The sequence below is a fragment of the Neorhizobium sp. AL 9.2.2 genome (assembly GCF_013317225.1).
GTDB lineage: Bacteria > Pseudomonadota > Alphaproteobacteria > Rhizobiales > Rhizobiaceae > Neorhizobium > Neorhizobium soli.
The window spans coordinates 1,265,184-1,286,680 of record NZ_JAALXU010000001.1; the positions used below are offsets into that span (position 1 = coordinate 1,265,184).

The window sequence follows — 21,497 nt, forward strand, 5'->3', positions numbered from 1 at the left end:
ACGATGCACGTGATCGTAACGGGTGGATCAAGCGGCATCGGACTGGAAGTGGCGCGGATCTACGCATGCCGGGGTGCGCGCGTATCGATCATCGCGCGCACGGCGGCAATGCTTGAAAGCGCTGTTGTCGACCTCCGCAGTACCGGCAAGGCTGACATCAGATGTGAACGCGCGGATGTCGCGAACGATAGCGAGATCTCGCGTGCTGTTGATGCCTGCGAGGCCGCATTCGGACCGTGCGACGTTCTTGTTGCCTCGGCCGGGATGGTAGAACCCGCTTTTTTCGACCAGCAATCGCAGAGCGACTTTTCCCGCCAGATAGACGTCAACCTGCTCGGTACGGCGAATGCCGTACGCTCGGTCTACGCGGGCATGAAGAGCCGCGGGCAGGGCGCAATCATGATCGTGTCCTCGGGTGCGGCACTGATCGGCATACCCGGCTACACAGCTTATTGTGCCTCCAAGTCGGCGCTCACGGGCTTCGCCGAGGCCCTCCAGGCTGAGTCGGTTGGAGATGGCGTCACCATATCGCTGTGCTTCCCGCCGGATACCGAAACGCCGCAGTTCGAGAGGGAACTCGCCAAACGCCCGGCGCAGGCACGGGCTCTGATGGGTGCCGCGCCGCCGTGGAAGGCGAATGCCGTTGCCGAAAAGATCGTTCGCGGCATCGATCGGCGGTCGAAGAAAGTCTATTTCGGCTTTTCCATCACTGGCCTTGGCCTGTTCGGTCCACTGGTAAAGCCGTTCGTTGCGGCCTGGTTTTCCAGACGTCGCTAGATAAACCGCGTCTCTTCGCCCGCAATCCTCAAGATTGTCAGCTTGCCCGAATAAAATGCCCCGGTATCGATGCCGATTCTGTTCGGTCCGAGCGAAGGCTCAGCCTGCGGCGTGTGGCCGTGGATCACGAAGGTGGATGGAAGGTTTGGTCCTTTGGCGAGGAATGGATCGCGGATCCACATCAGGTCAGCCTCCTCCTGGTCTTTCAACGCGACACCCGGCCGGATGCCGGCGTGGACGAACAGAAGCTGTCCGACCTTCATGCTGATCGGCAAATCGGTGAGGAACTGGCGGTGCGCATCGGGCACGACTTCAGCCAGCAGCTGCTTCAGCGTGCCATTGCGGCTGCGCTGGCGAAAGTTCTGGTCATGCACGTCGAGCCCGTAGGACGCCAGCGTCTGCTCTCCGCCGAGGCTCAGCCATTCGCCATGCGTATCCGGATCATCGAGGAAGAGGCGGAACACATCGTCATGGTTTCCGCATAGCGGCAGTCGGCGCAGACCGTATTCGCTCGGCTTGATCAGATAGTCGAGAACACCCGAGGATGCCGGGCCGCGGTCCACATAGTCGCCGAGAAGAACCACCACGCCCGCACGGCGCGTTTCTTCGATGTCGCGGGCGATCTTCGCCTCGGCTTCCTTGAGGAGCCCCAGGCAGCCATGCACGTCGCCGATCGCGTAGATCGGATAGGTCGGCGCGTCTACGCCAAGGTCGATACGCCGACGGGGACGTGGGACGCTCCCCTGGCTGGAACGTTTCTGGGTGAGCCACCCGATGACCTTGCGCATGATACAGTTCGTTTCGAGAATGAGAGAGAACGTGAGGATACAATGGGAAATGTGCCCCTAATGGACGTTTAACAAGCCCTTTCGGATCTCGTTGCAAACCGTTCAACGATCCCGATGCTGCTGCACCTCCGCTGCAGTATGAGAAAGTATAAACCGGCGCTCCGCAAAATATAATGCTGCACTGCACCAAGTCCTCGTGCTGCTATGGACAGTTGTTTTATTTTGAAACACTATCGAGGGGAGGAGCTGGGGGAGGGAAATAAATGCGGATACAGATCGTTGCCATCTCGATTATGGCAAGCCTTTTCCTGTGGATTTTCGCATACTATTGTCTGCAGACCACCTACAGGACGGGCCAGGCTTACGGCGTGATGCCGAACCTGAACATCAGCAAACGACTCAGCATCTTTGATTGAACGGGTAAGCGCTTCGAGTGCACGAGAGCTTCTGCGCTGTCGCTAAGGCTGCCTCTGCGCGTAGGTCGCCGCGAGTTGCTTGACCCCTTGGCGATATTTGAACAGCTCTATGCCGCCGACGAAGACGGCGCAGCAGGAGAGCAGAATAAAGGCGACAGCGGCAGCTTTCATGGCGGGACAATGGCATGCCGCTCGCCTCTGCGCCAGTCCCGGTTGAAGTGCTGCCGGACAGGCGTACAAAACAGGAGACCGGAGAGTGTTCGCCGGCCGTCCAAATGCTACAACGCGTATAGTCGTGCAGGCCGACAGTCTTTTGCAACGTAGCCCCTCAGCGATGCAAACCACAATTGTGTAGCTCGCCAACGTCATTTGCCCGTGATCGAATGATTGAGACTGGATAACGAATCGGTTGGAACCTGGCGTTGATGTCGCGCAGTATTCTGTCGGAGCGGATGAGCCGCTTAGAGCCGCCGCCTACTTCCGGTCAACGCAATCGTCCAAAAGGCAGTGATGGGCAAACATGTGCCATTATCAGCGAGAGAGCATTCTACGGAAATTATCTGGTAGGGAAGGCCGAAGAATGGTGGGCGATGACGGACTCGAACCGCCGACATCCTCGGTGTAAACGAGGCGCTCTACCAACTGAGCTAATCGCCCCTAAACTGCAGACCGTTTCGTCTGCCGCTTCGGTGGCCGTGATCTATGCGGATCGCGCGAAAACCGCAAGAGCTTTGACGACATTTTTTTGAATTTTCGACAAAATCCGTGGCAGATAAGGGTTCTTAACGACAAACCACGGGCCTCGATGTGGGAAAGTGAGTGGCGTCATTATTTTGTCTTCAAACTTGCTTGACACCTCCCGTCGAACCTCTTAGGAAGCGGCCAACCGAGCAGTCGAGGCTGCCTGGTGAGAGACGAAAGTTTCTGAAGAAATGTGCGGGTGTAGCTCAGTTGGTTAGAGTGCCGGCCTGTCACGCCGGAGGTCGCGGGTTCGAGCCCCGTCACTCGCGCCATTCTTCTTCCTCGAACGTCGTGTCCAAATGATGCGGCGCCGTAAAGTCGGCAATATGCGCGGGTGTAGCTCAGTTGGTTAGAGTGCCGGCCTGTCACGCCGGAGGTCGCGGGTTCGAGCCCCGTCACTCGCGCCATTTACTTTTTTTCCTCCCATTTGATCAAGCGTCTCTATCCTCACCGGGATGGGGAATGATCGTGTCGTCGAGCCCACCTGTCGCGCTGAGAGTTGCAACGTCCGTCCGCCGCGCCTCTCGAATCGCTATTCCTGAATGAAACTCGATCGTTAGAAGACCGTCGGCAGACCCTTGGCCGGGAACATGTCGGGTACTGATTTGTTGGCGAACGAACTGGTGTTTTCCAGTGGAGTATTATTGGTAGGTGAGGGGGACTCAAAGGGCTTGCGCCTTTCCTCACGCTGCGCTAGTCACGCCTTGTTGCAATGCACGTACGCTTGTCGAATTCATGTTCGAGCGTCGCCCGGCGCTAAAGGCAAGCAGGGATCGAATATCATGAGTGAACTCCTCACTTCCTACGTCCCGATCGCGATCTTCATCGGTATATCCTTGGTGATCGGTCTGGCGCTTCTGATCGCGCCTTTCGCCGTTGCCTACAAGGCGCCAGATTCGGAAAAGCTTTCCGCCTACGAATGCGGCTTCAATGCCTTCGACGATGCCCGCATGAAGTTCGACATCCGCTTCTATCTCGTGTCGATTCTGTTCATCATTTTTGACCTCGAAGTTGCCTTCCTGTTCCCTTGGGCTGTGTCCTTCGGTGAAATCGGCTGGTTCGGCTTCTGGTCCATGATGGTGTTCCTGGGTGTCCTCACGATCGGCTTTATCTACGAATGGAAAAAAGGAGCGCTGGAATGGGAGTAGTCGATAGCGGCACAACTCTCGTCGCGCCGAAGTCCAAGGGTATTATCGACCCGAATACCGGCAAGCCGATTGGCAGCGACGACGCGTTCTTTGGCGAGATCAACAATGAGCTCGCCGACAAGGGCTTTCTTGTCACGTCGACCGACGAACTGATCAACTGGGCCCGTACCGGCTCGCTGATGTGGATGACGTTCGGTCTGGCCTGCTGCGCCGTCGAAATGATGCAGCTTTCCATGCCGCGTTATGACGTCGAGCGTTTCGGCTTTGCGCCACGCGCTTCGCCGCGCCAGTCGGACGTGATGATCGTGGCGGGAACGCTGACCAACAAGATGGCGCCTGCGCTTCGCAAGGTCTATGACCAGATGCCGGAGCCACGTTACGTCATCTCGATGGGATCATGTGCAAACGGCGGTGGGTATTATCACTATTCCTACTCCGTCGTTCGCGGTTGCGACCGCATCGTGCCGATCGACATCTACGTGCCGGGCTGTCCCCCCACGGCAGAGGCGCTGCTTTACGGCGTGCTCCTGCTGCAGAAGAAGATCCGGCGCACCGGAACGATCGAGCGTTGAGGGCTTGAGGAGGATATGATGACCGAGACCCTGAGCGAGCTTTCGACCTACATTCGCGAATCGCGCTCGACGCTGGTCGAAGACGCGGTGATGTCCTATGGCGAACTGAACCTGATCGCCACCAGCGACAACATCATCGAGCTTCTGACCTTCCTCCGCGATGATCCGAAATGCCGTTTCATCAGCTTCATCGATATCTGCGGCGTCGATTATCCGGCCCGTGCGAAGCGTTTTGATGTGGTCTATCACCTGCTGTCGCCGCACCGGAACCTGCGCATCCGGATCAAGGTTGCAACGGGCGAGGACGAACCGGTTCCTTCGGCATTCTCGGTCTACCCGGGCGCCGACTGGTTCGAACGTGAGGCCTGGGATCTCTACGGCATCCTGTTTACCGGTCACCCGGATCTTCGCCGGATTCTCACCGATTACGGTTTCGAGGGGCATCCGCTCCGCAAGGACTTCCCGACGACCGGCTTCGTCGAGGTTCGTTACGACGACAGCGTCAAGCGCGTCGTCTACGAACCGGTCGAACTTCGGCAGGAATTCCGCAACTTCGATTTCCTTTCACCTTGGGAGGGGACGGATTACGTTCTTCCCGGTGACGAGAAGGCGAAGACCTGACGCGGTTGATTTGGTAATTGCCGGGTTGGGTGGACTTGGTTGAGGGAGCGGGCAGGCGGGTCGATTAGACGTGGTAATGTGATATCGGTCGAAAATATCAGGAGAGGACAGCAACATGGTTGCACTCCCTGAAAGATCGGTTCCTACTAAGTCTGCGTCCGTCTGAATTGATTGACATGACGATGAAGCAGAATTTCGGGCGGTTGCCCATTTTCCAAAGCGCGGAGCGCTGAAATGACGGAACACAACGTCCGGAACTTCAATATCAACTTCGGTCCGCAGCATCCGGCTGCCCACGGCGTTCTGCGTCTGGTGCTGGAACTGGATGGCGAAATCGTCGAGCGTGTCGATCCGCATATCGGCCTCCTGCATCGCGGCACCGAAAAGCTGATCGAGACCAAGACCTATCTGCAGGCCTTGCCCTATTTCGACCGGCTCGATTACGTCGCGCCGATGAACCAGGAGCATGCCTATTCGCTCGCGGTCGAAAAGCTGCTCGGCCTCGAGATCCCGATCCGCGGTCAGCTGATCCGCGTTCTCTATTCGGAAATCGGCCGTATCCTCTCGCATCTTCTCAACGTCACGACGCAGGCCATGGACGTCGGCGCTCTGACCCCGCCGCTCTGGGGCTTCGAAGAACGCGAAAAGCTGATGGTGTTCTATGAGCGCGCCTGCGGCGCCCGCATGCATGCGGCATACTTCCGTCCGGGCGGCGTCCATCAGGACCTGCCGGTGGAACTGGTCGAAGACATCGGCCAGTGGTGCGACGAGTTCCCGGCAAAGCTCGACGATATCGACGACCTTCTGACCGGCAACCGTATTTTCAAGCAGCGCAACGTCGATATCGGCGTTGTGAGCCTCGACGACGCATGGGCCTGGGGCTTCTCCGGCGTCATGGTCCGCGGTTCGGGCGCGGCATGGGATCTGCGCAAGTCGCAGCCTTACGAATGCTACGCCGACCTCGACTTCGATATTCCGATCGGCAAGAACGGCGATTGCTACGACCGCTACCTGATCCGCATGATCGAGATGCGCGAATCGTGCAAGATCATGAAGCAGTGCGTCAATCGTCTGCTCAGCGACGCAAAGACCGGCCCGGTGTCTTCGACCGACGGCAAGGTCGTGCCGCCGAAGCGTGGCGAGATGAAGCGTTCGATGGAAGCGCTGATCCACCACTTCAAGCTCTACACCGAAGGCTACCACGTTCCGGCCGGCGAAGTTTACGCGGCCGTCGAAGCGCCCAAGGGCGAGTTCGGCGTGTTCCTGGTCGCCGACGGCACCAACAAGCCCTACCGCTGCAAGATCCGCGCTCCGGGTTATGCACATCTCCAGGCGATGGACTTCATCTGTCGCGGACACCAGCTGGCGGACGTGTCCGCGGTGCTCGGTTCTCTGGACATCGTGTTCGGTGAGGTTGACCGCTGATGATGCTTCGCGCCGTCGCAGCCGCTGCTCTCGTGCTCTCTGCTCCTGCGGTCTCGCAGGCGCAGGAGGCGCTGTCGAGTGTCAGCGGCGGTTCGGCGTCGATGGCTACGCTCCTGTCCGATGGCTACGAGATCAAGACATCCGTACTCAACGGCACGAAGCTGATCGTGTTCATGCAGAAAGACAAGACGGCCTATGCCTGCGAATTCGTGACCCTCACGAGATCGCGGTGCGGGGTCATAAACTGATAAGGCGTTGAAAGCATGTCCGTTCGTCGACTAGCCGAAGAACAGTTCCAGCCGGCAAACTTCTCCTTCAACGAGGAGAATGCGGTCTGGGCAGAGGCAACGATCAGGAAATACCCGGAAGGCCGGCAGCAGTCGGCCGTCATTCCGTTGTTGATGCGTGCGCAGGAGCAGGATGGCTGGGTCACCCGTTCCGCCATCGAGCATATCGCCGCCAAGCTCGACATGGCCTATATCCGCGTTCTCGAAGTCGCGACCTTCTATACCCAGTTCCAGCTGAAGCCGATCGGCACGCGCGCCCATATCCAGGTCTGCGGCACGACGCCTTGCATGCTTCGCGGCTCGGAAGACCTGATCAAGGTCTGTCAGAAGAAGATCCACCACGATCCGCTGCATCTGAATGCGACCGGCACGCTGTCCTGGGAAGAGGTCGAGTGTCAGGGCGCCTGCGTCAACGCACCGATGGTGATCATCTTCAAGGATGCCTACGAGGACCTGACCCCCGAGCGTCTTGAAGAAATCATCGACACGTTCGAGGCAGGCAAGGGCGCCGAGGTCAAGACCGGCCCGCAGATCGACCGTCATGAGTCGGCACCGATCGGTGCTCCAATCACACTGGTCGACGATATCAAGCCTGTTCGCACCAATCTCGAGCCGCAGCCACAGGCTGTGACCGAGGGCGCATCTGTGCCACCGGCAAATGCCGGTCGTCCGAAGGATACGGCGCCTGAGACAGACAAGTCGCTGAAGACGCCGGTCACGGCACCGAAGGCTGCTGCCGAGAACGTCAAGGTTGCTGAAAAGGGCGAAGGTTCGCCGACGACAACCGAGACGGCGCCAGCAGCGACCGGCAGCAAGGCCGAAGGCGCTCCGGCAGAGCTCGGTGTTCCCTCGGGCGAGACGAAGCCGAAGCGCAGCCGCAAGCCGAAGCCTGAAGGGGAAAGCTCCTGATGATGGGCGCGGCAAAGTTTCGGTCCGTCACTACGGGCATGCTGATGATGACATCCGATGTGATAAAGTCGGTCGAGTAGGTAGATAGATCATGTTGCAAGACCAGGATCGCATTTTCACCAATATCTACGGTCTCAAGGACAAGTCCTTGAAGGGCGCGATGAGCCGTGGCCACTGGGATGGTACGAAGATCATCATCGAGAAAGGCCGCGACTGGATCATCAACGAGATGAAGGCTTCCGGTCTTCGCGGTCGTGGTGGCGCAGGCTTCCCGACCGGGCTCAAGTGGTCCTTCATGCCGAAGGAGTCCGATGGTCGCCCGCACTACCTTGTCGTCAATGCCGACGAATCGGAGCCCGGCACCTGCAAGGACCGTGAAATCATGCGCAACGATCCGCATACGCTGATCGAAGGCTGCGTGATCGCCGGTTTCGCCATGAACGCGCATACCGCCTACATCTATGTCCGCGGCGAATACATGCGCGAGCGTGAAGACCTCCAGGCGGCGATCGATGAATGCTATGCTGCCGGTCTTCTCGGCGTGAACAACAAGAACGGCTGGGATTTCGACATCTACGTCCATCACGGCGCCGGTGCCTATATCTGCGGCGAAGAGACGGCGCTCCTCGAAAGCCTCGAAGGCAAGAAGGGCCAGCCGCGCCTGAAGCCTCCGTTTCCGGCCAATATGGGTCTCTACGGCTGCCCGACGACCGTCAACAACGTCGAATCGATCGCTGTTGCGCCGACCATTCTGCGCCGCGGAGCCTCGTGGTTCTCGTCGATCGGTCGTCCGAACAATGTCGGCACCAAGCTGTTCATGGTGTCTGGTCACGTCAACAAGCCCTGCACCTTTGAAGAGGCGATGGGTCTGTCGTTCCGCGAGATCATCGAGCATCATTGCGGCGGTATCCGCGGCGGTTGGGATAACCTTCTCGGCGTCATTCCCGGCGGCGCGTCCTGCCCGATCGTTCGCGGCGAAGACATGGCCGATGCCATCATGGACTTCGACGGCATGCGCGACGTGAAATCGTCGTTCGGCACGGGCGGCATGATCGTCATGGACAAGTCGACCGACGTCATCAAGGCGATCTGGCGCATCGCAGCCTTCTTCAAGCACGAGAGCTGCGGCCAGTGCACGCCGTGCCGCGAAGGCACGGGCTGGATGATGCGCGTTCTCGAGCGGATGGTGCGCGGCAATGCGCAGAAGCGCGAAATCGACATGCTGTTCCAGGTATCAAAGCAGATCGAAGGCCACACGATCTGTGCGCTCGGCGACGCGGCCGCTTGGCCGGTCCAGGGCCTGATCCGTAATTTCCGCCCCGAAATCGAGGCGCGGATCGACCAGTACACGAAGGACTCGACCTCACACGGCGCAGTTCTGGAAGCAGCGGAGTAACCGGACGGCATCTGCTTGAAGGTCGAAAAGAATTCGAAGGACAAAGGTGTTGGTGGGCTTGCCGCGATCGCCGCTTGGTCCGAAACAGATATTGCCCGGTTCGAAGACGACTTGGGTTTCGATGGGCGCATTTCGCGGGACGACTGGGTCGGCCAGGCGCGGGCGCTGTTGAAGTAAGGAATGTGTCCCTCGGCGAGACGGCTGATGGATGAACTGAGGACGTAGTTAAGACGATGACGAAGCTGAAGGTAGACGGCAAGGAAATCGAAGTCCCGGATCATTTCACGCTGCTTCAGGCGTGTGAGGAAGCCGGCGCCGAAATCCCGCGCTTTTGTTTCCACGAGCGTCTGTCCGTGGCAGGCAACTGTCGCATGTGCCTGATCGAGGTAAAGGGTGGCCCGCCAAAGCCGGCGGCATCCTGCGCGATGGGCGTGCGTGATATTCGCGGCGGCCCGAATGGCGAACTGCCGGAAGTCTTCACCAACACGCCGATGGTCAAGAAGGCCCGCGAAGGCGTGATGGAATTCCTGCTGATCAACCATCCGCTGGATTGCCCTATCTGTGACCAGGGTGGCGAATGCGACCTGCAGGACCAGGCGATGGCCTTCGGCATCGATAGCTCGCGCTACACCGAAAACAAGCGCGCCGTCGAAGACAAGTATATCGGCCCGCTCGTCAAGACCGTGATGAACCGCTGCATTCACTGCACGCGCTGCGTCCGCTTCACGACCGAAGTCGGCGGCATTTCTGAGCTTGGTCTTATCGGCCGCGGTGAAGATGCCGAAATCACGACCTATCTCGAGCACGCGATGACTTCGGAGCTTCAGGGCAACGTGGTCGATCTCTGCCCGGTCGGTGCGCTCACCTCCAAGCCGTTCGCCTTCACGGCCCGTCCTTGGGAACTGAACAAGACCGAATCGATCGACGTCATGGATGCCGTCGGCTCCGCAATCCGCGTCGACACTCGCGGCCGCGAAGTGATGCGCATCATGCCGCGCGTCAACGAGCAGGTGAACGAAGAGTGGATCTCGGACAAGACCCGCTTCATCTGGGACGGCCTGAAGACCCAGCGCCTCGATCGTCCTTACGTCCGCAAGGATGGCCGTCTGCAGGCTGCAAGCTGGGCTGAAGCCTTCGCAGCGATCAAGACCGCTGTTTCCGCGACATCAGGGGACAAGATCGGCGCAATTGCCGGCGATCTGGCTTCGGTCGAGGAAATGTACGCGCTGAAGTCGCTGATGAACTCGCTCGGTTCGGAAAACCTCGATTGTCGCCAGGACGGGACGGCGCTCGATCCGTCGCTTGGTCGCGGCAGCTACATCTTCAACCCGACCATCGAAGGCATCGAACAGGCCGGTGGCTTGCTCCTGATCGGCGCCAACCCGCGCTATGAAGCTTCGGTTCTAAACGCCCGCATTCGCAAGCGTTTCCGTCGCGGCAACTTCCCGATCGGCGTGATCGGCGAAGTAAGCGAACTCCGCTACGCCTATGATTATCTCGGCGCCGGCCCGGACTCGCTTGCCGAGCTTTCGTCGGGCAGCAACAGCTTTGCCGAAAAGCTGCGCGGCGTGAAGAACCCGATGATCATCGTAGGGCAGGGGGCTCTGTCCCGTCCGGATGGTCTCGCCATCCTTCAGGCAGCTGCAAAGCTTGCCGGTTCCGTTGGCGCGCTGACGGAAGAGTGGAACGGTTTCGGCGTCCTGCACACCGCAGCATCGCGCGTCGGTGGCCTCGATCTCGGCTTCGTGCCGGGTGCCAAGGGTGCCAATGCCGCGACCATGCTGAAGTCGATGGACGTTCTCTTCCTGCTTGGCGCCGACGAGATGGAGTTCTCGACGAAATACGCCAAGTTCACCGTCTATATCGGCAGCCACGGCGATAACGGCGCACATACCGCCGACGTGATCCTGCCGGCCGCGACCTACACGGAAAAGTCAGGCACCTGGGTCAACACCGAAGGCCGCGTCCAGATGGGCAACCGTGCCGGCTTCGCGCCGGGCGAAGCCCGCGAGGATTGGGCAATCATCCGCGCCCTGTCCGACGTGCTCGGCAAGAAGCTGCCGTTCGACTCGCTTTATGCTCTGCGTGCGAAGCTCTATGCGGATCACCCGCATTTTGCGGATCTCGACGAGATCGCGACCGGCTCGGTCAACGACATCGCCACCCTCGGCCTGAAATCCGGTGAGCTTTCCAAGGGCGGCTTCACGACGCCGATCAAGGATTTCTATCTGACCAACCCGATCGCCCGCGCATCTGCCGTCATGGCGGAGTGCTCGGCACTGGCCCGCAACAATTTCCAGGTTGCGGCGGAGTAATATGAACATGGATTCGTTCTTCTGGACCTACGTTTGGCCGGCACTGATCATGGTTGGGCAGTCTCTTCTGCTCCTGGTCTGCCTTCTGGTCTTCATTGCCTATATCCTTCTCGCCGACCGCAAGATCTGGGCGGCCGTTCAGCTGCGCCGTGGTCCGAACGTCGTTGGTCCGTTCGGTCTGTTCCAGTCCTTCGCCGACCTTTTGAAGTTCATCCTGAAGGAGCCGATCATTCCGGCTGGCGCCAACAAGGGCGTCTTCCTTCTGGCGCCGCTGATTTCGGTGACGCTGGCGCTGGCGACCTGGGCGGTCATTCCGTTCAGCCAGAACTGGGTTATCGCCAACATCAATGTCGGTATCCTCTACGTCTTTGCGATCTCGTCGCTCGAAGTCTACGGCGTCATCATGGCCGGCTGGGCATCGAACTCGAAATACCCGTTCCTCGGTGCACTCCGCTCCGCGGCGCAGATGGTGTCTTATGAAGTCTCGATCGGCTTCGTCATCGTTTCGGTCCTGCTCTGCGTGGGCTCGCTCAACCTGACCGACATCGTCAATGCACAGCATGACGGTCTCGGCACGATGATGGGTCTGCCGGCTTCGTTCCTCGACTGGCACTGGTTGGCGCTGTTCCCGATGTTCGTGATCTTCTTCATCTCGGCGCTTGCAGAAACCAACCGTCCCCCGTTCGATTTGCCGGAAGCGGAATCCGAACTTGTCGCCGGTTACATGGTCGAGTATTCGTCAGCGCCATACATGATGCTGATGCTCGGCGAATACGCCGCCATCCTGATGATGTGCTCGCTGACCACTATTCTTTTCCTCGGAGGCTGGCTGCCGCCGGTAGACGTCTGGTTCCTCAACTGGGTTCCCGGCATCATCTGGTTCATGCTGAAAGGCTCCATGGTCTTCTTCATGTTCGCTATGGTGAAGGCCTTCGTACCGCGCTATCGCTACGACCAACTCATGCGTCTCGGCTGGAAGGTGTTTCTGCCTCTGTCGCTCGCCATGGTCGTGATCGTTGCATTCGTGCTGAAACTGATGGGATGGGCATGATCATGGCTCGTTCGTCACTCGGCATCATTGGAGAATAAGATGGCTATTGCCCAGGCTATCAACTCGCTGTTCCTGAAGGAATTCGTCGGCGCCTTCTTCCTGTCGATGAGGTATTTCTTCAAGCAGAAGGCGACGATCAACTACCCGTTCGAAAAGGGCCCGGTCTCGCCGCGCTTCCGTGGCGAACATGCACTGCGCCGCTATCCGAACGGCGAAGAGCGTTGCATCGCCTGCAAGCTGTGCGAGGCGATCTGTCCCGCCCAGGCGATCACCATCGAAGCCGGCCCGCGCCGCAACGACGGCACCCGCCGCACGGTGCGTTACGATATCGACATGGTGAAGTGCATCTACTGCGGCTTCTGCCAGGAAGCCTGCCCGGTCGACGCGATCGTCGAAGGTCCGAATTTCGAATTCTCGACGGAAACCCGCGAAGAACTGTATTTCGACAAGGCACGTCTTCTCGAAAACGGCGATCGTTGGGAGCGTGAAATTGCGCGCAACATCGGGATCGACTCGCCCTACCGGTAACGGGGCGAGCATGCCGTCGCTCTGATCGGGCGCCGGGCAAGCATTGGTCATTTAATCTCGGTGCGTTCGAAGCGCCGGGTTCTGACGGGCAGGGGGCTTTTTGGAAGCGCCGCCCGATGAGGAACGAAAAGGCACCACGATGGGTCTGCAGGCTATCTTTTTCTACATCTTCGCGTTCATCGCGGTGGCGTCGGCGTTCATGGTCATCTCGGCCAAGAACCCGGTCCATTCGGTGCTCTTCCTCATCCTCACCTTCTTCAACTCGGCGGGCCTGTTCCTGCTGACCGGGGCCGAGTTCCTGGCGATGATCCTGCTCGTCGTCTATATCGGCGCGGTCGCGGTTCTCTTCCTGTTCGTCGTGATGATGCTCGACATCGACTTCGCCGAACTGCGTTCCGGTATTCTTCAATACGCGCCGATCGGCATCGTCATCGGGCTGATCCTCGCGGCTGAACTGATCGTCGTGATCGGTGGCTCGGTTCTGGCACCGGAGGCGGCGAAATCCATCACGATGCCGATCCCGAACCCTGCCGTGCGCACCAATACGGCCGCTCTCGGCGATGTGCTCTATACGAATTACGTCTATTTCTTCCAGCTCGCCGGCATGGTGCTTCTGGTCGCAATGATCGGTGCCATCGTGCTGACGCTGCGCCATCGCACCAACGTCAAGCGTCAGGATATTTCGAGGCAGGTCGCACGCACCCCGGAAACTGCCGTCGAGGTGGTCAAGGTCAAGTCCGGCCAGGGTCTCTGAAGGTAGCGGGAACAAGGAACAACAAACATGGAAATCGGTCTTTCCCACTATCTCACGGTCAGCGCCATCCTGTTCACGCTCGGCGTGTTCGGTATCTTCCTGAACCGCAAGAACGTCATCATCATCCTGATGTCGGTCGAGCTTATCCTGCTCGCGGTCAACCTCAACATGGTGGCCTTCTCATCCTTCCTGAACGACATCGTCGGCCAGGTCTTCGCACTGTTCATTCTGACCGTCGCAGCTGCGGAAGCCGCCATCGGTCTTGCAATTCTCGTCGTCTTCTACCGCAACCGCGGCTCGATCGCGGTCGAAGACGTCAATATGATGAAGGGCTGATCGGGTCATGATCTACAAGGCAATCGTCTTTCTTCCCCTGATCGGCTTCCTGATCGCCGGCCTGTTCGGCCGCCAAATCGGTGCCAAGGCTTCCGAATACGTCACCAGCGGTCTGATGATCATCGCGGCGATCCTCTCCTGGATCGTCTTCTTCAACGTGGCCCTTCACCACGGCGAAGCCGGCGAAGTCATCAAGGTTCCGGTGATGCAGTGGATGCAGTCGGGCGGCATCGACGTCGAATGGGCGTTCCGCATCGATACGCTGAGCGCGATCATGTTCGTCGTCGTCAACTCCGTGTCGACGCTCGTGCACATCTACTCGATCGGCTACATGCACCACGATCCGCATCGCCCGCGGTTCTTCGCCTACCTGTCGCTGTTCACCTTCGCGATGTTGATGCTGATCACGTCCGACAACCTGGCGCAGATGTTCTTCGGCTGGGAAGGCGTGGGTCTCGCGTCCTATCTGCTGATCGGCTTCTGGTACAAGAAGCCCTCCGCATCGGCCGCGGCCATGAAGGCGTTCATCGTCAACCGCGTCGGCGACTTCGGCTTCATCCTTGGTATCGCCGGCCTGTTCGTGTTGTTCGGCTCGATCAGCTTTGAAACCATTTTTGCCGCTGCGGCCAACTACCTGCCGGCTGAAGGTGCTCCGGAAGCGACGCAGGTCGTTGCCAACATCTTCGGCATGGAACTGACACGGGCAACCGCACTCACCGTCGTCTGCCTGCTTCTGTTCATGGGCGCCATGGGCAAGTCGGCGCAGTTCCTGCTGCACACCTGGCTGCCGGACGCGATGGAAGGCCCGACCCCGGTCTCGGCCCTCATTCACGCCGCGACCATGGTCACTGCCGGTGTGTTCCTCGTCGCCCGCATGTCGCCGGTGTTCGAGCTGTCGCCGGACGCGCTGACCATTGTCACCATTATCGGTGCGATCACGGCCTTCTTCGCGGCAACCGTCGGCCTCGTGCAGAACGACATCAAGCGCGTCATCGCCTATTCGACCTGTTCGCAGCTCGGCTACATGTTCGTGGCACTCGGCGTCGGCGCCTATGGTGCCGCCGTATTCCACCTGTTCACGCACGCCTTCTTCAAGGCACTCCTGTTTCTATGCGCCGGCTCGGTCATCCATGCCGTCGATGGCGAACAGGACATGCGACACATGGGCGGCCTGCGCAGCCACATCAAGCTCACCTTCGCCATGATGCTCATTGGCACGCTTGCCATCACCGGCGTTGGCATTCCGTTCACGCCAATCGGTTTTGCAGGCTTCTTCTCGAAGGACTTCATCATCGAGGCGACCTATGCGTCCCATTCGCCGGTTGCAGGCTTTGCCTTCACTCTGCTGGTCATTGCCGCGATGTTCACGAGCTTCTATTCGTGGCGCCTGATCTTCCTCACCTTCTTCGGCAAGCCGCGTGCGAGCCATGAAGTGATGCATCACGTCCATGAGAGCCCCAACGTCATGCTGGTGCCGCTCTACATCCTGGCAGCCGGCGCAGTGCTCGCTGGTGTCGTGTTCAAGGAATTCTTCTACGGCCACGACTACGACGCCTTCTGGAAGGGCGCGCTGTTCACGTCCGAGCAGAACGAACTGCTACACGAGTTCCACCACGTGCCGGCACTGGTGGCGCTGTCGCCATTCATCGCCATGCTGATCGGACTTGTCACCGCCTGGTACTTCTACATCAAGTCGCCAGAAACCCCGAAGCGTCTCGCCGCTTCGCAGCAGGGCCTCTACCAGTTCCTGCTGAACAAGTGGTATTTCGACGAACTCTACGACTTCCTTTTCGTCCGCTCGGCCAAGGCTCTCGGCCGCTTCCTGTGGAAGAAGGGTGACGTCGCCGTGATCGATAACTACGGCCCCAACGGCGTCGCCGCCCGCGTGGTCGATATCACCGACCGGGTGGTCAAGCTGCAGTCCGGTTACCTTTATCACTACGCGTTCGCGATGCTGATCGGCGTCGCCGCCCTCGTCACATGGATGATGCTCGGGAGCTCAATGTAATGACCGACTGGCCAATTCTCTCGACGGTCACCTTCCTGCCGCTGGTCGGCGTTCTCCTTCTCTTGCTGACAAACGGCGAGGGGGCGAACGGTCGCCGCAACGTGCTCAACATCGCGCTCCTGACGACGGTCGTCACCTTCATCGTCTCTCTGTTTATCTGGATCGGCTTCGACAATTCGAACCCGGGCTTCCAGATGGTTGAAAAGCATGAGTGGCTGAGCACCGGGATTTCCTATCATCTCGGCGTCGACGGCATTTCCATGCTTTTCGTCATCCTGACGACATTCCTGATGCCGTTCTGCGTGCTTGCCAGCTGGGAAGCGATCGAGAAGCGCATCAAGGAATACATGATTGCCTTCCTGCTTCTGCAGGTTGCCATGACCGGCGTCTTCGTCGGCCTCGATATCGTTTTGTTCTACATCTTCTTCGAAGCGACGCTGATCCCGATGTTCATCATCATCGGTGTCTGGGGTGGCAAGGATCGCGTCTACGCATCCTACAAGCTGTTCCTCTATACGCTGCTTGGTTCGGTTCTGATGATGCTGGCCGTTATGGCCATGTACTGGCAGGCCGGCACGACCGATATGACCGAGCTTCTGAAGTTCGGCTTCCCGGCCGGCGTCCAGACCTGGCTCTGGCTCGCCTGCTTTGCAGCCTTCGCGGTCAAGATGCCGATGTGGCCGGTCCACACCTGGCTTCCGGATGCGCACGTTCAGGCTCCGACCGCAGGTTCGGTCATCCTGGCCGGTGTCATGCTGAAGCTCGGCGGCTACGGCATGATCCGTATCCTCTTGCAGATGTTCCCGCTGGCGTCGGAGTACTTCGCACCGATGGTGTTTGCGCTGTCCGTCATTGCCATCATCTACACCTCGCTGGTGGCGATGATGCAGGACGACATCAAGAAGCTGATCGCTTACTCGTCGGTTGCCCACATGGGCTACGTCACAATGGGCATCTTTTCGGCTAACCAGCAGGGCGTGCAGGGTGCGATCTTCCAGATGCTGTCGCACGGCATCGTCTCCGGCGCGCTCTTCCTCTGCGTCGGCGTTGTCTATGACCGCCTCCATACCCGCGAGATCTCGGCTTACGGTGGTCTCGTCAACAACATGCCGAAATATGCCGTCGCCTTCATGATCCTCACCATGGCGAATGTCGGCCTGCCGGGCACGTCCGGCTTCGTCGGCGAATTCCTGACGATCATGGGCGTTTTCCGGGTCAACACCTGGGTGGCACTGTTTGCCGCCACCGGCGTCATCCTTTCCGCGTCCTATGCGCTCTGGCTTTATCGCCGGGTCATTTTCGGGGCACTGGAAAAGGAAAAGCTGAAGGCACTTCTCGACCTTTCGACGCGCGAGAAGTTCCTGCTCTACCCACTGGTCGCGCTCACGATTTTCTACGGTTTCTATCCAATGCCGGTCCTCAACGCGACCGCAGCCTCGGTGGATCTCGTGGTGAACAATTACTCCGCAGCCTTGGCCGCAGCAAAGAACCTTGCACTCAACGTGCACTGAGACGGGACGAAACTGGACATGACCGCTGAACTCTTGAGCCAAAGCCTGCGTCTGGCCCTGCCGGAAGTCATCCTGGCCGTAGGCGCGCTCGCCCTTCTGATGATTGGCGTCTTCTCCGGCGAGAAATCCGCCCCGCTGGTCACCGGTCTTTCGATCGCCCTTCTGGCGGTCGTAGGCGCCATGCTGGTCTTCATGACCGGCGACGGTCAGGCGTTCGGCGGCGCCTTCGTATCGGATACGTTCGCCCGCTTCATGAAGATCCTGGCACTGATCGGATCGATCACCGCCATGGTCATGTCGATGGGGCAAGCCAAGGCGCTGGAACTCGACAAGTTCGAATTCCCGGTCCTTCTGGTTCTCGCAACGCTCGGCATGATGGTGCTGATCTCGGCCAACGACCTGCTCGCCTTCTATCTCGGCCTCGAACTGATGTCGCTGGCTCTGTATGTTGTCGCTGCCTTCAGCCGCGACAACCTTCGCTCCACGGAAGCGGGCCTCAAGTACTTCGTTCTCGGCGCCCTGTCGTCGGGCATGATGCTCTACGGCATGTCGCTGGTCTACGGATTCACCGGCAATACCGGCTTTGATGAAATCGCCACCGTTCTGTCGTCTGAAGAGCGCGGCCTCGGCCTCATCTTCGGCATGGTCTTCATCCTTGCCGGCGCCTGCTTCAAGATCTCCGCCGTCCCGTTCCACATGTGGACGCCGGACGTGTACGAAGGTGCACCGACACCGGTGACCGCCTTCTTCGCGTCGGCGCCTAAGGTTGCTGCCATGGCAATTCTGGTCCGTGTCGTCTCGGAAGCCTTTCTGCCGATCCTTTCCGACTGGCGCCAGATCATCGTCTTCGTGGCGATCGCATCGATGCTGCTCGGTTCCTTCGCGGCCATTGGTCAGAAGAACATCAAGCGACTGATGGCCTATTCCTCGATCGGCCACATGGGCTACGCACTGGTCGGCCTTTCTGCCGGCACCGAAACCGGCGTCTCCGGCGTCGTGCTCTACATGACGATCTATATGGTGATGACGCTTGGCACCTTCGCCTGCATCATGGCGATGCGCCGCGAAGACGGTACCTATGTCGAAACCGTGGAAGATCTCGCAGGTCTTTCCTCGACCAAGCCCTTCATGGCTCTGGTGCTGACGGCGCTGATGTTCTCGATGGCCGGCATTCCGCCGCTCGCGGGCTTCTTTGCCAAGTACTTCGTCTTTGTCGCGGCGATCGAGGCAAAGCTCTATGCGCTGGCAATCATCGGCGTGCTTTCTTCCGTCGTCGGCGCCTATTACTACCTGCGCATCGTCAAGCTGATGTGGTTCGATGAGCCGAAGGCACAGTTTGCCCGCGTCTCCGGCGAGCTGCGTCTGATCTTCGGTCTGTCCGGCCTGTTCGTCGTCGCCTATGTGCTGATCGGTGGACCGATCGGCTCGGCGGCCAGCGCTGCGGCGAAGTCGTTCTTCTGAGGATGACGTTGAGGAGCCGAAGCCTGTCGCTCGATGCGTTTCGTCACGAAGCGCTGAGCGAGGTCGGCTCCACCAACACAGAATGCCTCGCCCGCGCCCGTGCGGGCGAAGCCGGTTTGTTGTGGTTGACCGCCACCCGCCAGACAGACGGCCGTGGCCGCCGCGGTCGCGCCTGGACGTCCGAGCCCGGCAATCTCTATGCCTCGCTGCTGCTTATTGATCCGGCACCTCCGGAGCGCCTTGCGTCGCTCCCGCTCGCAGTTGCCGTCGCTGTCCATGCCGCCTTGCGTGCCGTTCTACCCACCGGTGGAGAGCCGCTCGAGGTCAAATGGCCGAACGATATTCTCATCGGGCGCAAGAAAACCTGCGGCATCCTCATTGAAAGCGAAACGCTTCCCGGCGGCCACCGGGCGCTCGTGATCGGCATCGGCATCAATATTCGCCACATGCCCGATAGCGCACCCTACGGTGTCACCCGTCTTCACGACCAAGGGTCTTCTGCGTCGCCAGAGGATGTATTCGCACATCTTTTCAGGGAGATGGCGACAGTTCTGGAGGAATGGGACGAGGGTCGGGGTATTACCACAGTCGTCGACAGATGGCGCCGCGTCGCATGCGGAATTGGTGAGAAAATTACGGTAAATCTACCTGAGCGCTCGCTAAACGGCACATTCGCAGGTATCGATGACACTGGATTTCTGCTGCTTGATACCGGCCATGGCTCTTTGATGCCGATCGCAGCAGGCGATGTATTTTTTGCAAGAACGGAATAACAATAAAAATGGCTAAACAGGACGAACTGGTGTTCCTGCCGCTTGGCGGCGTGGGTGAGATCGGCATGAACCTCGCTCTCTACGGCTACGGAACGCCGGACAAGCGTCAATGGATCATGGTCGATTGCGGCGTCACCTTCCCGGGTCCGGACCTTCCGGGCGTGGATTTGGTCCTGCCCGATATCCGGTTCCTGACCGCCCAGAAGAAAAACATCAAGGCGATGATCATCACGCACGCGCATGAGGATCACTACGGCGCCATGAACGATCTGTGGCCCGGCCTCAAGGTGCCGGTCTACGCCTCTCCGTTTACGGCGGGCATGCTGGAAGCAAAGCGCAATTACGAAGGCACCCGTGCCGAAATCCCGATCACCATCTTCAAGGCTGGCGATCGCATCAATGTCGGCCCGTTCGAGATCGAAGCCGTCGGCGTCAACCACTCGATCCCAGAGCCGATGTCGCTGGTCATCCGCACACCGCTCGGCAACGTCGTCCATACCGGCGACTGGAAGATCGACCATGCGCCGTCGCTAGGGCCCCTGACCGATGAGAACCGTTTCCGCGCGATCGGCGACGAGGGCGTTCTCGCACTGATGTGCGACAGCACCAACGCACTGCGCGAAGGCGTTTCGCCCTCAGAGGAAGAAGTGTCGGAAGGCCTGCGCCAGGTCATCCAAAATGCTGCGGGCAGGGTGGCAATCACCACCTTCTCGTCGAATGTCGGCCGCATCCGCTCGATCGCCGAAGCAGCCGACGCCGCCGGCCGCGAAGTTCTGCTGCTCGGCTCGTCGCTGAAGCGAGTCGTCGCCGTGGCCCGCGACCTCGGCATCATGGAAGGCATCAAGCCCTTCATCTCCGAAGACGAGTTCGGTTATATCCCGCGCGACAAGGTCGTCGTGATCCTGACGGGCAGCCAGGGCGAGTCGCGCGCAGCGCTTGCCAAGATCTCCCGCGACGAGATGCGCAACGTCGCGTTTGCTGCGGGCGATACGGTCGTATTCTCCTCGCGCACCATTCCGGGCAACGAAAAGCCGATCATCGAAATCAAGAACGCGCTGATCGAACAGGGCATCAAGATCATCACCGACTCGGATGCGCTTGTGCATGTTTCCGGCCACCCGCGCCGCAATGAACTTCTGAAGATGTACGAGTGGACCAGACCGGAGATCCTCGTGCCTGTTCACGGCGAGGCAGCCCACCTTACCGCCCAGGCAGCGCTCGGCGCCACCGCCGGCATCAAGACCATCCCGCGCGTGCGCAACGGCAATATTTTGCGTCTCGCACCGGGCCCGGCCCAGGTCATCGACGATGCGCCACATGGCCGCGTCTTCAAGGACGGCAAGCTGATCGGCGACTTTGAGGAAATGGGTATCGGCGACCGCCGCAAGCTCTCCTTTGCCGGTCACGTCTCGGTCAACGTGCTGCTCGACAGCCGCTTCGACTTCCTGAGCGATCCCGACGTCGTTGCCTTCGGCATGCCGGAGGTCGACTATGAGGGCGAGGGCATGGAGGACACGCTTTATGACGCGGTTCTCAATGCGATCGAAAGCATCCCGCGCGCCCGCCGCAAGGATCTCGACATGCTGCGCGAAGCCGTGCGTCGCTCCGTCCGCTCCGCGGCCAACCTGGCCTGGGGCAAGAAGCCGGTCGTGACGGTGTTCGTCTCCAAAGTCTAAGGCG

Annotated in this window: 20 protein-coding genes and 3 tRNA genes; 21 read left to right on the forward strand and 2 right to left on the reverse strand. The window is 59.6% G+C overall.

All coding sequences use genetic code 11. From position 1 onward, the window contains the following. Positions 1–3: 3 nt before the first annotated feature. Positions 4–777: an SDR family oxidoreductase gene (locus G6K99_RS06060; protein ID WP_092661982.1), complete on the forward strand. Its 774-nt coding sequence runs from the start codon at positions 4–6 to the stop codon at positions 775–777. Here G6K99_RS06060 and G6K99_RS06065 read toward each other — a convergent pair. Continuing rightward, positions 774–1,565 carry a metallophosphoesterase family protein gene (locus tag G6K99_RS06065; RefSeq protein WP_174195980.1) on the reverse strand — a complete coding sequence of 264 codons (792 nt, stop codon included), beginning with the start codon at positions 1,563–1,565 and terminating at the stop codon, positions 774–776. The two genes, G6K99_RS06060 and G6K99_RS06065, sit on opposite strands and share 4 nt — an antisense overlap. Positions 1,566–2,562: 997 nt before the next feature. Beyond that, a tRNA-Val gene (locus G6K99_RS06070) sits at positions 2,563–2,638 on the reverse strand. A 279-nt stretch (positions 2,639–2,917) separates the two neighbouring features. Between G6K99_RS06070 and G6K99_RS06075 the strand changes: the two genes are divergently transcribed. The 20 genes from G6K99_RS06075 to G6K99_RS06170 all read left to right on the forward strand — a co-directional run bounded on the left by G6K99_RS06075 (position 2,918) and on the right by G6K99_RS06170 (position 21,493). Next, positions 2,918–2,994: transfer RNA gene (locus tag G6K99_RS06075), tRNA-Asp, on the forward strand. A gap of 58 nt (positions 2,995–3,052) precedes the next feature. Beyond that, positions 3,053–3,129 (forward strand) — tRNA-Asp (locus G6K99_RS06080). Positions 3,130–3,504: 375 nt separating this feature from the next. Continuing rightward, the gene (locus tag G6K99_RS06085) at positions 3,505–3,870 is read left to right on the forward strand and encodes an NADH-quinone oxidoreductase subunit A (RefSeq protein ID WP_062453237.1); all 366 of its coding nucleotides are present in this window, start codon (positions 3,505–3,507) and stop codon (positions 3,868–3,870) included. After that, positions 3,861–4,442: an NADH-quinone oxidoreductase subunit B family protein gene (locus G6K99_RS06090; RefSeq protein ID WP_062453236.1), complete on the forward strand. Its 582-nt coding sequence runs from the start codon at positions 3,861–3,863 to the stop codon at positions 4,440–4,442. The genes G6K99_RS06085 and G6K99_RS06090 overlap by 10 nt, the downstream gene beginning before the upstream one ends. 18 nt (positions 4,443–4,460) lie before the next feature. Next, a complete protein-coding gene (locus G6K99_RS06095; protein ID WP_062580253.1) occupies positions 4,461–5,063 on the forward strand; it encodes an NADH-quinone oxidoreductase subunit C in 603 nt (200 codons plus the stop codon). A gap of 234 nt (positions 5,064–5,297) precedes the next feature. Continuing rightward, positions 5,298–6,488 (forward strand): NADH-quinone oxidoreductase subunit D, encoded by a 1,191-nt coding sequence (locus tag G6K99_RS06100; protein WP_062453235.1) that lies wholly within the window; start codon positions 5,298–5,300, stop codon positions 6,486–6,488. 2 nt (positions 6,489–6,490) lie between these two features. After that, on the forward strand, positions 6,491–6,736 hold the full coding sequence (locus tag G6K99_RS06105) for a hypothetical protein (RefSeq protein WP_062580255.1): 246 nt from the start codon (positions 6,491–6,493) through the stop codon (positions 6,734–6,736). Between the two features lie 15 nt (positions 6,737–6,751). Further along, complete coding sequence (nuoE, locus tag G6K99_RS06110) at positions 6,752–7,684, forward strand: NADH-quinone oxidoreductase subunit NuoE (RefSeq protein ID WP_174195981.1); 933 nt, start codon at positions 6,752–6,754, stop codon at positions 7,682–7,684. A 91-nt stretch (positions 7,685–7,775) separates the two neighbouring features. After that, positions 7,776–9,080 carry an NADH-quinone oxidoreductase subunit NuoF gene (gene nuoF, locus G6K99_RS06115; protein WP_092661984.1) on the forward strand — a complete coding sequence of 435 codons (1,305 nt, stop codon included), beginning with the start codon at positions 7,776–7,778 and terminating at the stop codon, positions 9,078–9,080. Positions 9,081–9,095: 15 nt separating this feature from the next. Beyond that, on the forward strand, positions 9,096–9,257 hold the full coding sequence (locus tag G6K99_RS06120) for a hypothetical protein (RefSeq protein ID WP_156466379.1): 162 nt from the start codon (positions 9,096–9,098) through the stop codon (positions 9,255–9,257). Positions 9,258–9,313: 56 nt separating this feature from the next. Continuing rightward, complete coding sequence (nuoG, locus tag G6K99_RS06125; protein WP_174195982.1) at positions 9,314–11,395, forward strand: NADH-quinone oxidoreductase subunit NuoG; 2,082 nt, start codon at positions 9,314–9,316, stop codon at positions 11,393–11,395. A gap of 7 nt (positions 11,396–11,402) precedes the next feature. Continuing rightward, entirely contained in the window at positions 11,403–12,446 is a 1,044-nt protein-coding gene (gene nuoH / locus G6K99_RS06130; protein ID WP_174196062.1) for an NADH-quinone oxidoreductase subunit NuoH, read from the forward strand. Between the two features lie 39 nt (positions 12,447–12,485). Then, a complete protein-coding gene (gene nuoI / locus G6K99_RS06135; RefSeq protein ID WP_062580005.1) occupies positions 12,486–12,974 on the forward strand; it encodes an NADH-quinone oxidoreductase subunit NuoI in 489 nt (162 codons plus the stop codon). Positions 12,975–13,113: 139 nt separating this feature from the next. Next, complete coding sequence (locus G6K99_RS06140) at positions 13,114–13,728, forward strand: NADH-quinone oxidoreductase subunit J (protein WP_062453230.1); 615 nt, start codon at positions 13,114–13,116, stop codon at positions 13,726–13,728. A gap of 27 nt (positions 13,729–13,755) precedes the next feature. Then, on the forward strand, positions 13,756–14,064 hold the full coding sequence (gene nuoK / locus G6K99_RS06145; RefSeq protein ID WP_062453229.1) for an NADH-quinone oxidoreductase subunit NuoK: 309 nt from the start codon (positions 13,756–13,758) through the stop codon (positions 14,062–14,064). Between the two features lie 7 nt (positions 14,065–14,071). Continuing rightward, complete coding sequence (gene nuoL / locus G6K99_RS06150; protein ID WP_113469306.1) at positions 14,072–16,072, forward strand: NADH-quinone oxidoreductase subunit L; 2,001 nt, start codon at positions 14,072–14,074, stop codon at positions 16,070–16,072. Further along, complete coding sequence (locus tag G6K99_RS06155; RefSeq protein ID WP_174195983.1) at positions 16,072–17,583, forward strand: NADH-quinone oxidoreductase subunit M; 1,512 nt, start codon at positions 16,072–16,074, stop codon at positions 17,581–17,583. The genes nuoL and G6K99_RS06155 overlap by 1 nt, the downstream gene beginning before the upstream one ends. An 18-nt stretch (positions 17,584–17,601) precedes the next feature. Further along, complete coding sequence (nuoN, locus tag G6K99_RS06160; protein WP_174195984.1) at positions 17,602–19,044, forward strand: NADH-quinone oxidoreductase subunit NuoN; 1,443 nt, start codon at positions 17,602–17,604, stop codon at positions 19,042–19,044. Positions 19,045–19,046: 2 nt separating this feature from the next. Next, a complete protein-coding gene (locus tag G6K99_RS06165) occupies positions 19,047–19,817 on the forward strand; it encodes a biotin--[acetyl-CoA-carboxylase] ligase (RefSeq protein ID WP_174195985.1) in 771 nt (256 codons plus the stop codon). A gap of 8 nt (positions 19,818–19,825) precedes the next feature. Continuing rightward, positions 19,826–21,493 carry a ribonuclease J gene (locus G6K99_RS06170; protein WP_174195986.1) on the forward strand — a complete coding sequence of 556 codons (1,668 nt, stop codon included), beginning with the start codon at positions 19,826–19,828 and terminating at the stop codon, positions 21,491–21,493. The last annotated feature ends 4 nt before the right edge of the window (positions 21,494–21,497 follow it).

Coding starts and splice junctions, on each gene's coding strand:
- G6K99_RS06060 (WP_092661982.1), top strand. CDS start 4: ATGCACGTGATCGTAACGGGTGGATCAAGCGGCATCGGACTGGAAGTG.
- G6K99_RS06065 (WP_174195980.1), bottom strand. CDS start 1,565: ATGCGCAAGGTCATCGGGTGGCTCACCCAGAAACGTTCCAGCCAGGGG.
- G6K99_RS06085 (WP_062453237.1), top strand. CDS start 3,505: ATGAGTGAACTCCTCACTTCCTACGTCCCGATCGCGATCTTCATCGGT.
- G6K99_RS06090 (WP_062453236.1), top strand. CDS start 3,861: ATGGGAGTAGTCGATAGCGGCACAACTCTCGTCGCGCCGAAGTCCAAG.
- G6K99_RS06095 (WP_062580253.1), top strand. CDS start 4,461: ATGACCGAGACCCTGAGCGAGCTTTCGACCTACATTCGCGAATCGCGC.
- G6K99_RS06100 (WP_062453235.1), top strand. CDS start 5,298: ATGACGGAACACAACGTCCGGAACTTCAATATCAACTTCGGTCCGCAG.
- G6K99_RS06105 (WP_062580255.1), top strand. CDS start 6,491: ATGCTTCGCGCCGTCGCAGCCGCTGCTCTCGTGCTCTCTGCTCCTGCG.
- nuoE (WP_174195981.1), top strand. CDS start 6,752: ATGTCCGTTCGTCGACTAGCCGAAGAACAGTTCCAGCCGGCAAACTTC.
- nuoF (WP_092661984.1), top strand. CDS start 7,776: ATGTTGCAAGACCAGGATCGCATTTTCACCAATATCTACGGTCTCAAG.
- nuoG (WP_174195982.1), top strand. CDS start 9,314: ATGACGAAGCTGAAGGTAGACGGCAAGGAAATCGAAGTCCCGGATCAT.
- nuoH (WP_174196062.1), top strand. CDS start 11,403: ATGGATTCGTTCTTCTGGACCTACGTTTGGCCGGCACTGATCATGGTT.
- nuoI (WP_062580005.1), top strand. CDS start 12,486: ATGGCTATTGCCCAGGCTATCAACTCGCTGTTCCTGAAGGAATTCGTC.
- G6K99_RS06140 (WP_062453230.1), top strand. CDS start 13,114: ATGGGTCTGCAGGCTATCTTTTTCTACATCTTCGCGTTCATCGCGGTG.
- nuoK (WP_062453229.1), top strand. CDS start 13,756: ATGGAAATCGGTCTTTCCCACTATCTCACGGTCAGCGCCATCCTGTTC.
- nuoL (WP_113469306.1), top strand. CDS start 14,072: ATGATCTACAAGGCAATCGTCTTTCTTCCCCTGATCGGCTTCCTGATC.
- G6K99_RS06155 (WP_174195983.1), top strand. CDS start 16,072: ATGACCGACTGGCCAATTCTCTCGACGGTCACCTTCCTGCCGCTGGTC.
- nuoN (WP_174195984.1), top strand. CDS start 17,602: ATGACCGCTGAACTCTTGAGCCAAAGCCTGCGTCTGGCCCTGCCGGAA.
- G6K99_RS06165 (WP_174195985.1), top strand. CDS start 19,047: ATGACGTTGAGGAGCCGAAGCCTGTCGCTCGATGCGTTTCGTCACGAA.
- G6K99_RS06170 (WP_174195986.1), top strand. CDS start 19,826: ATGGCTAAACAGGACGAACTGGTGTTCCTGCCGCTTGGCGGCGTGGGT.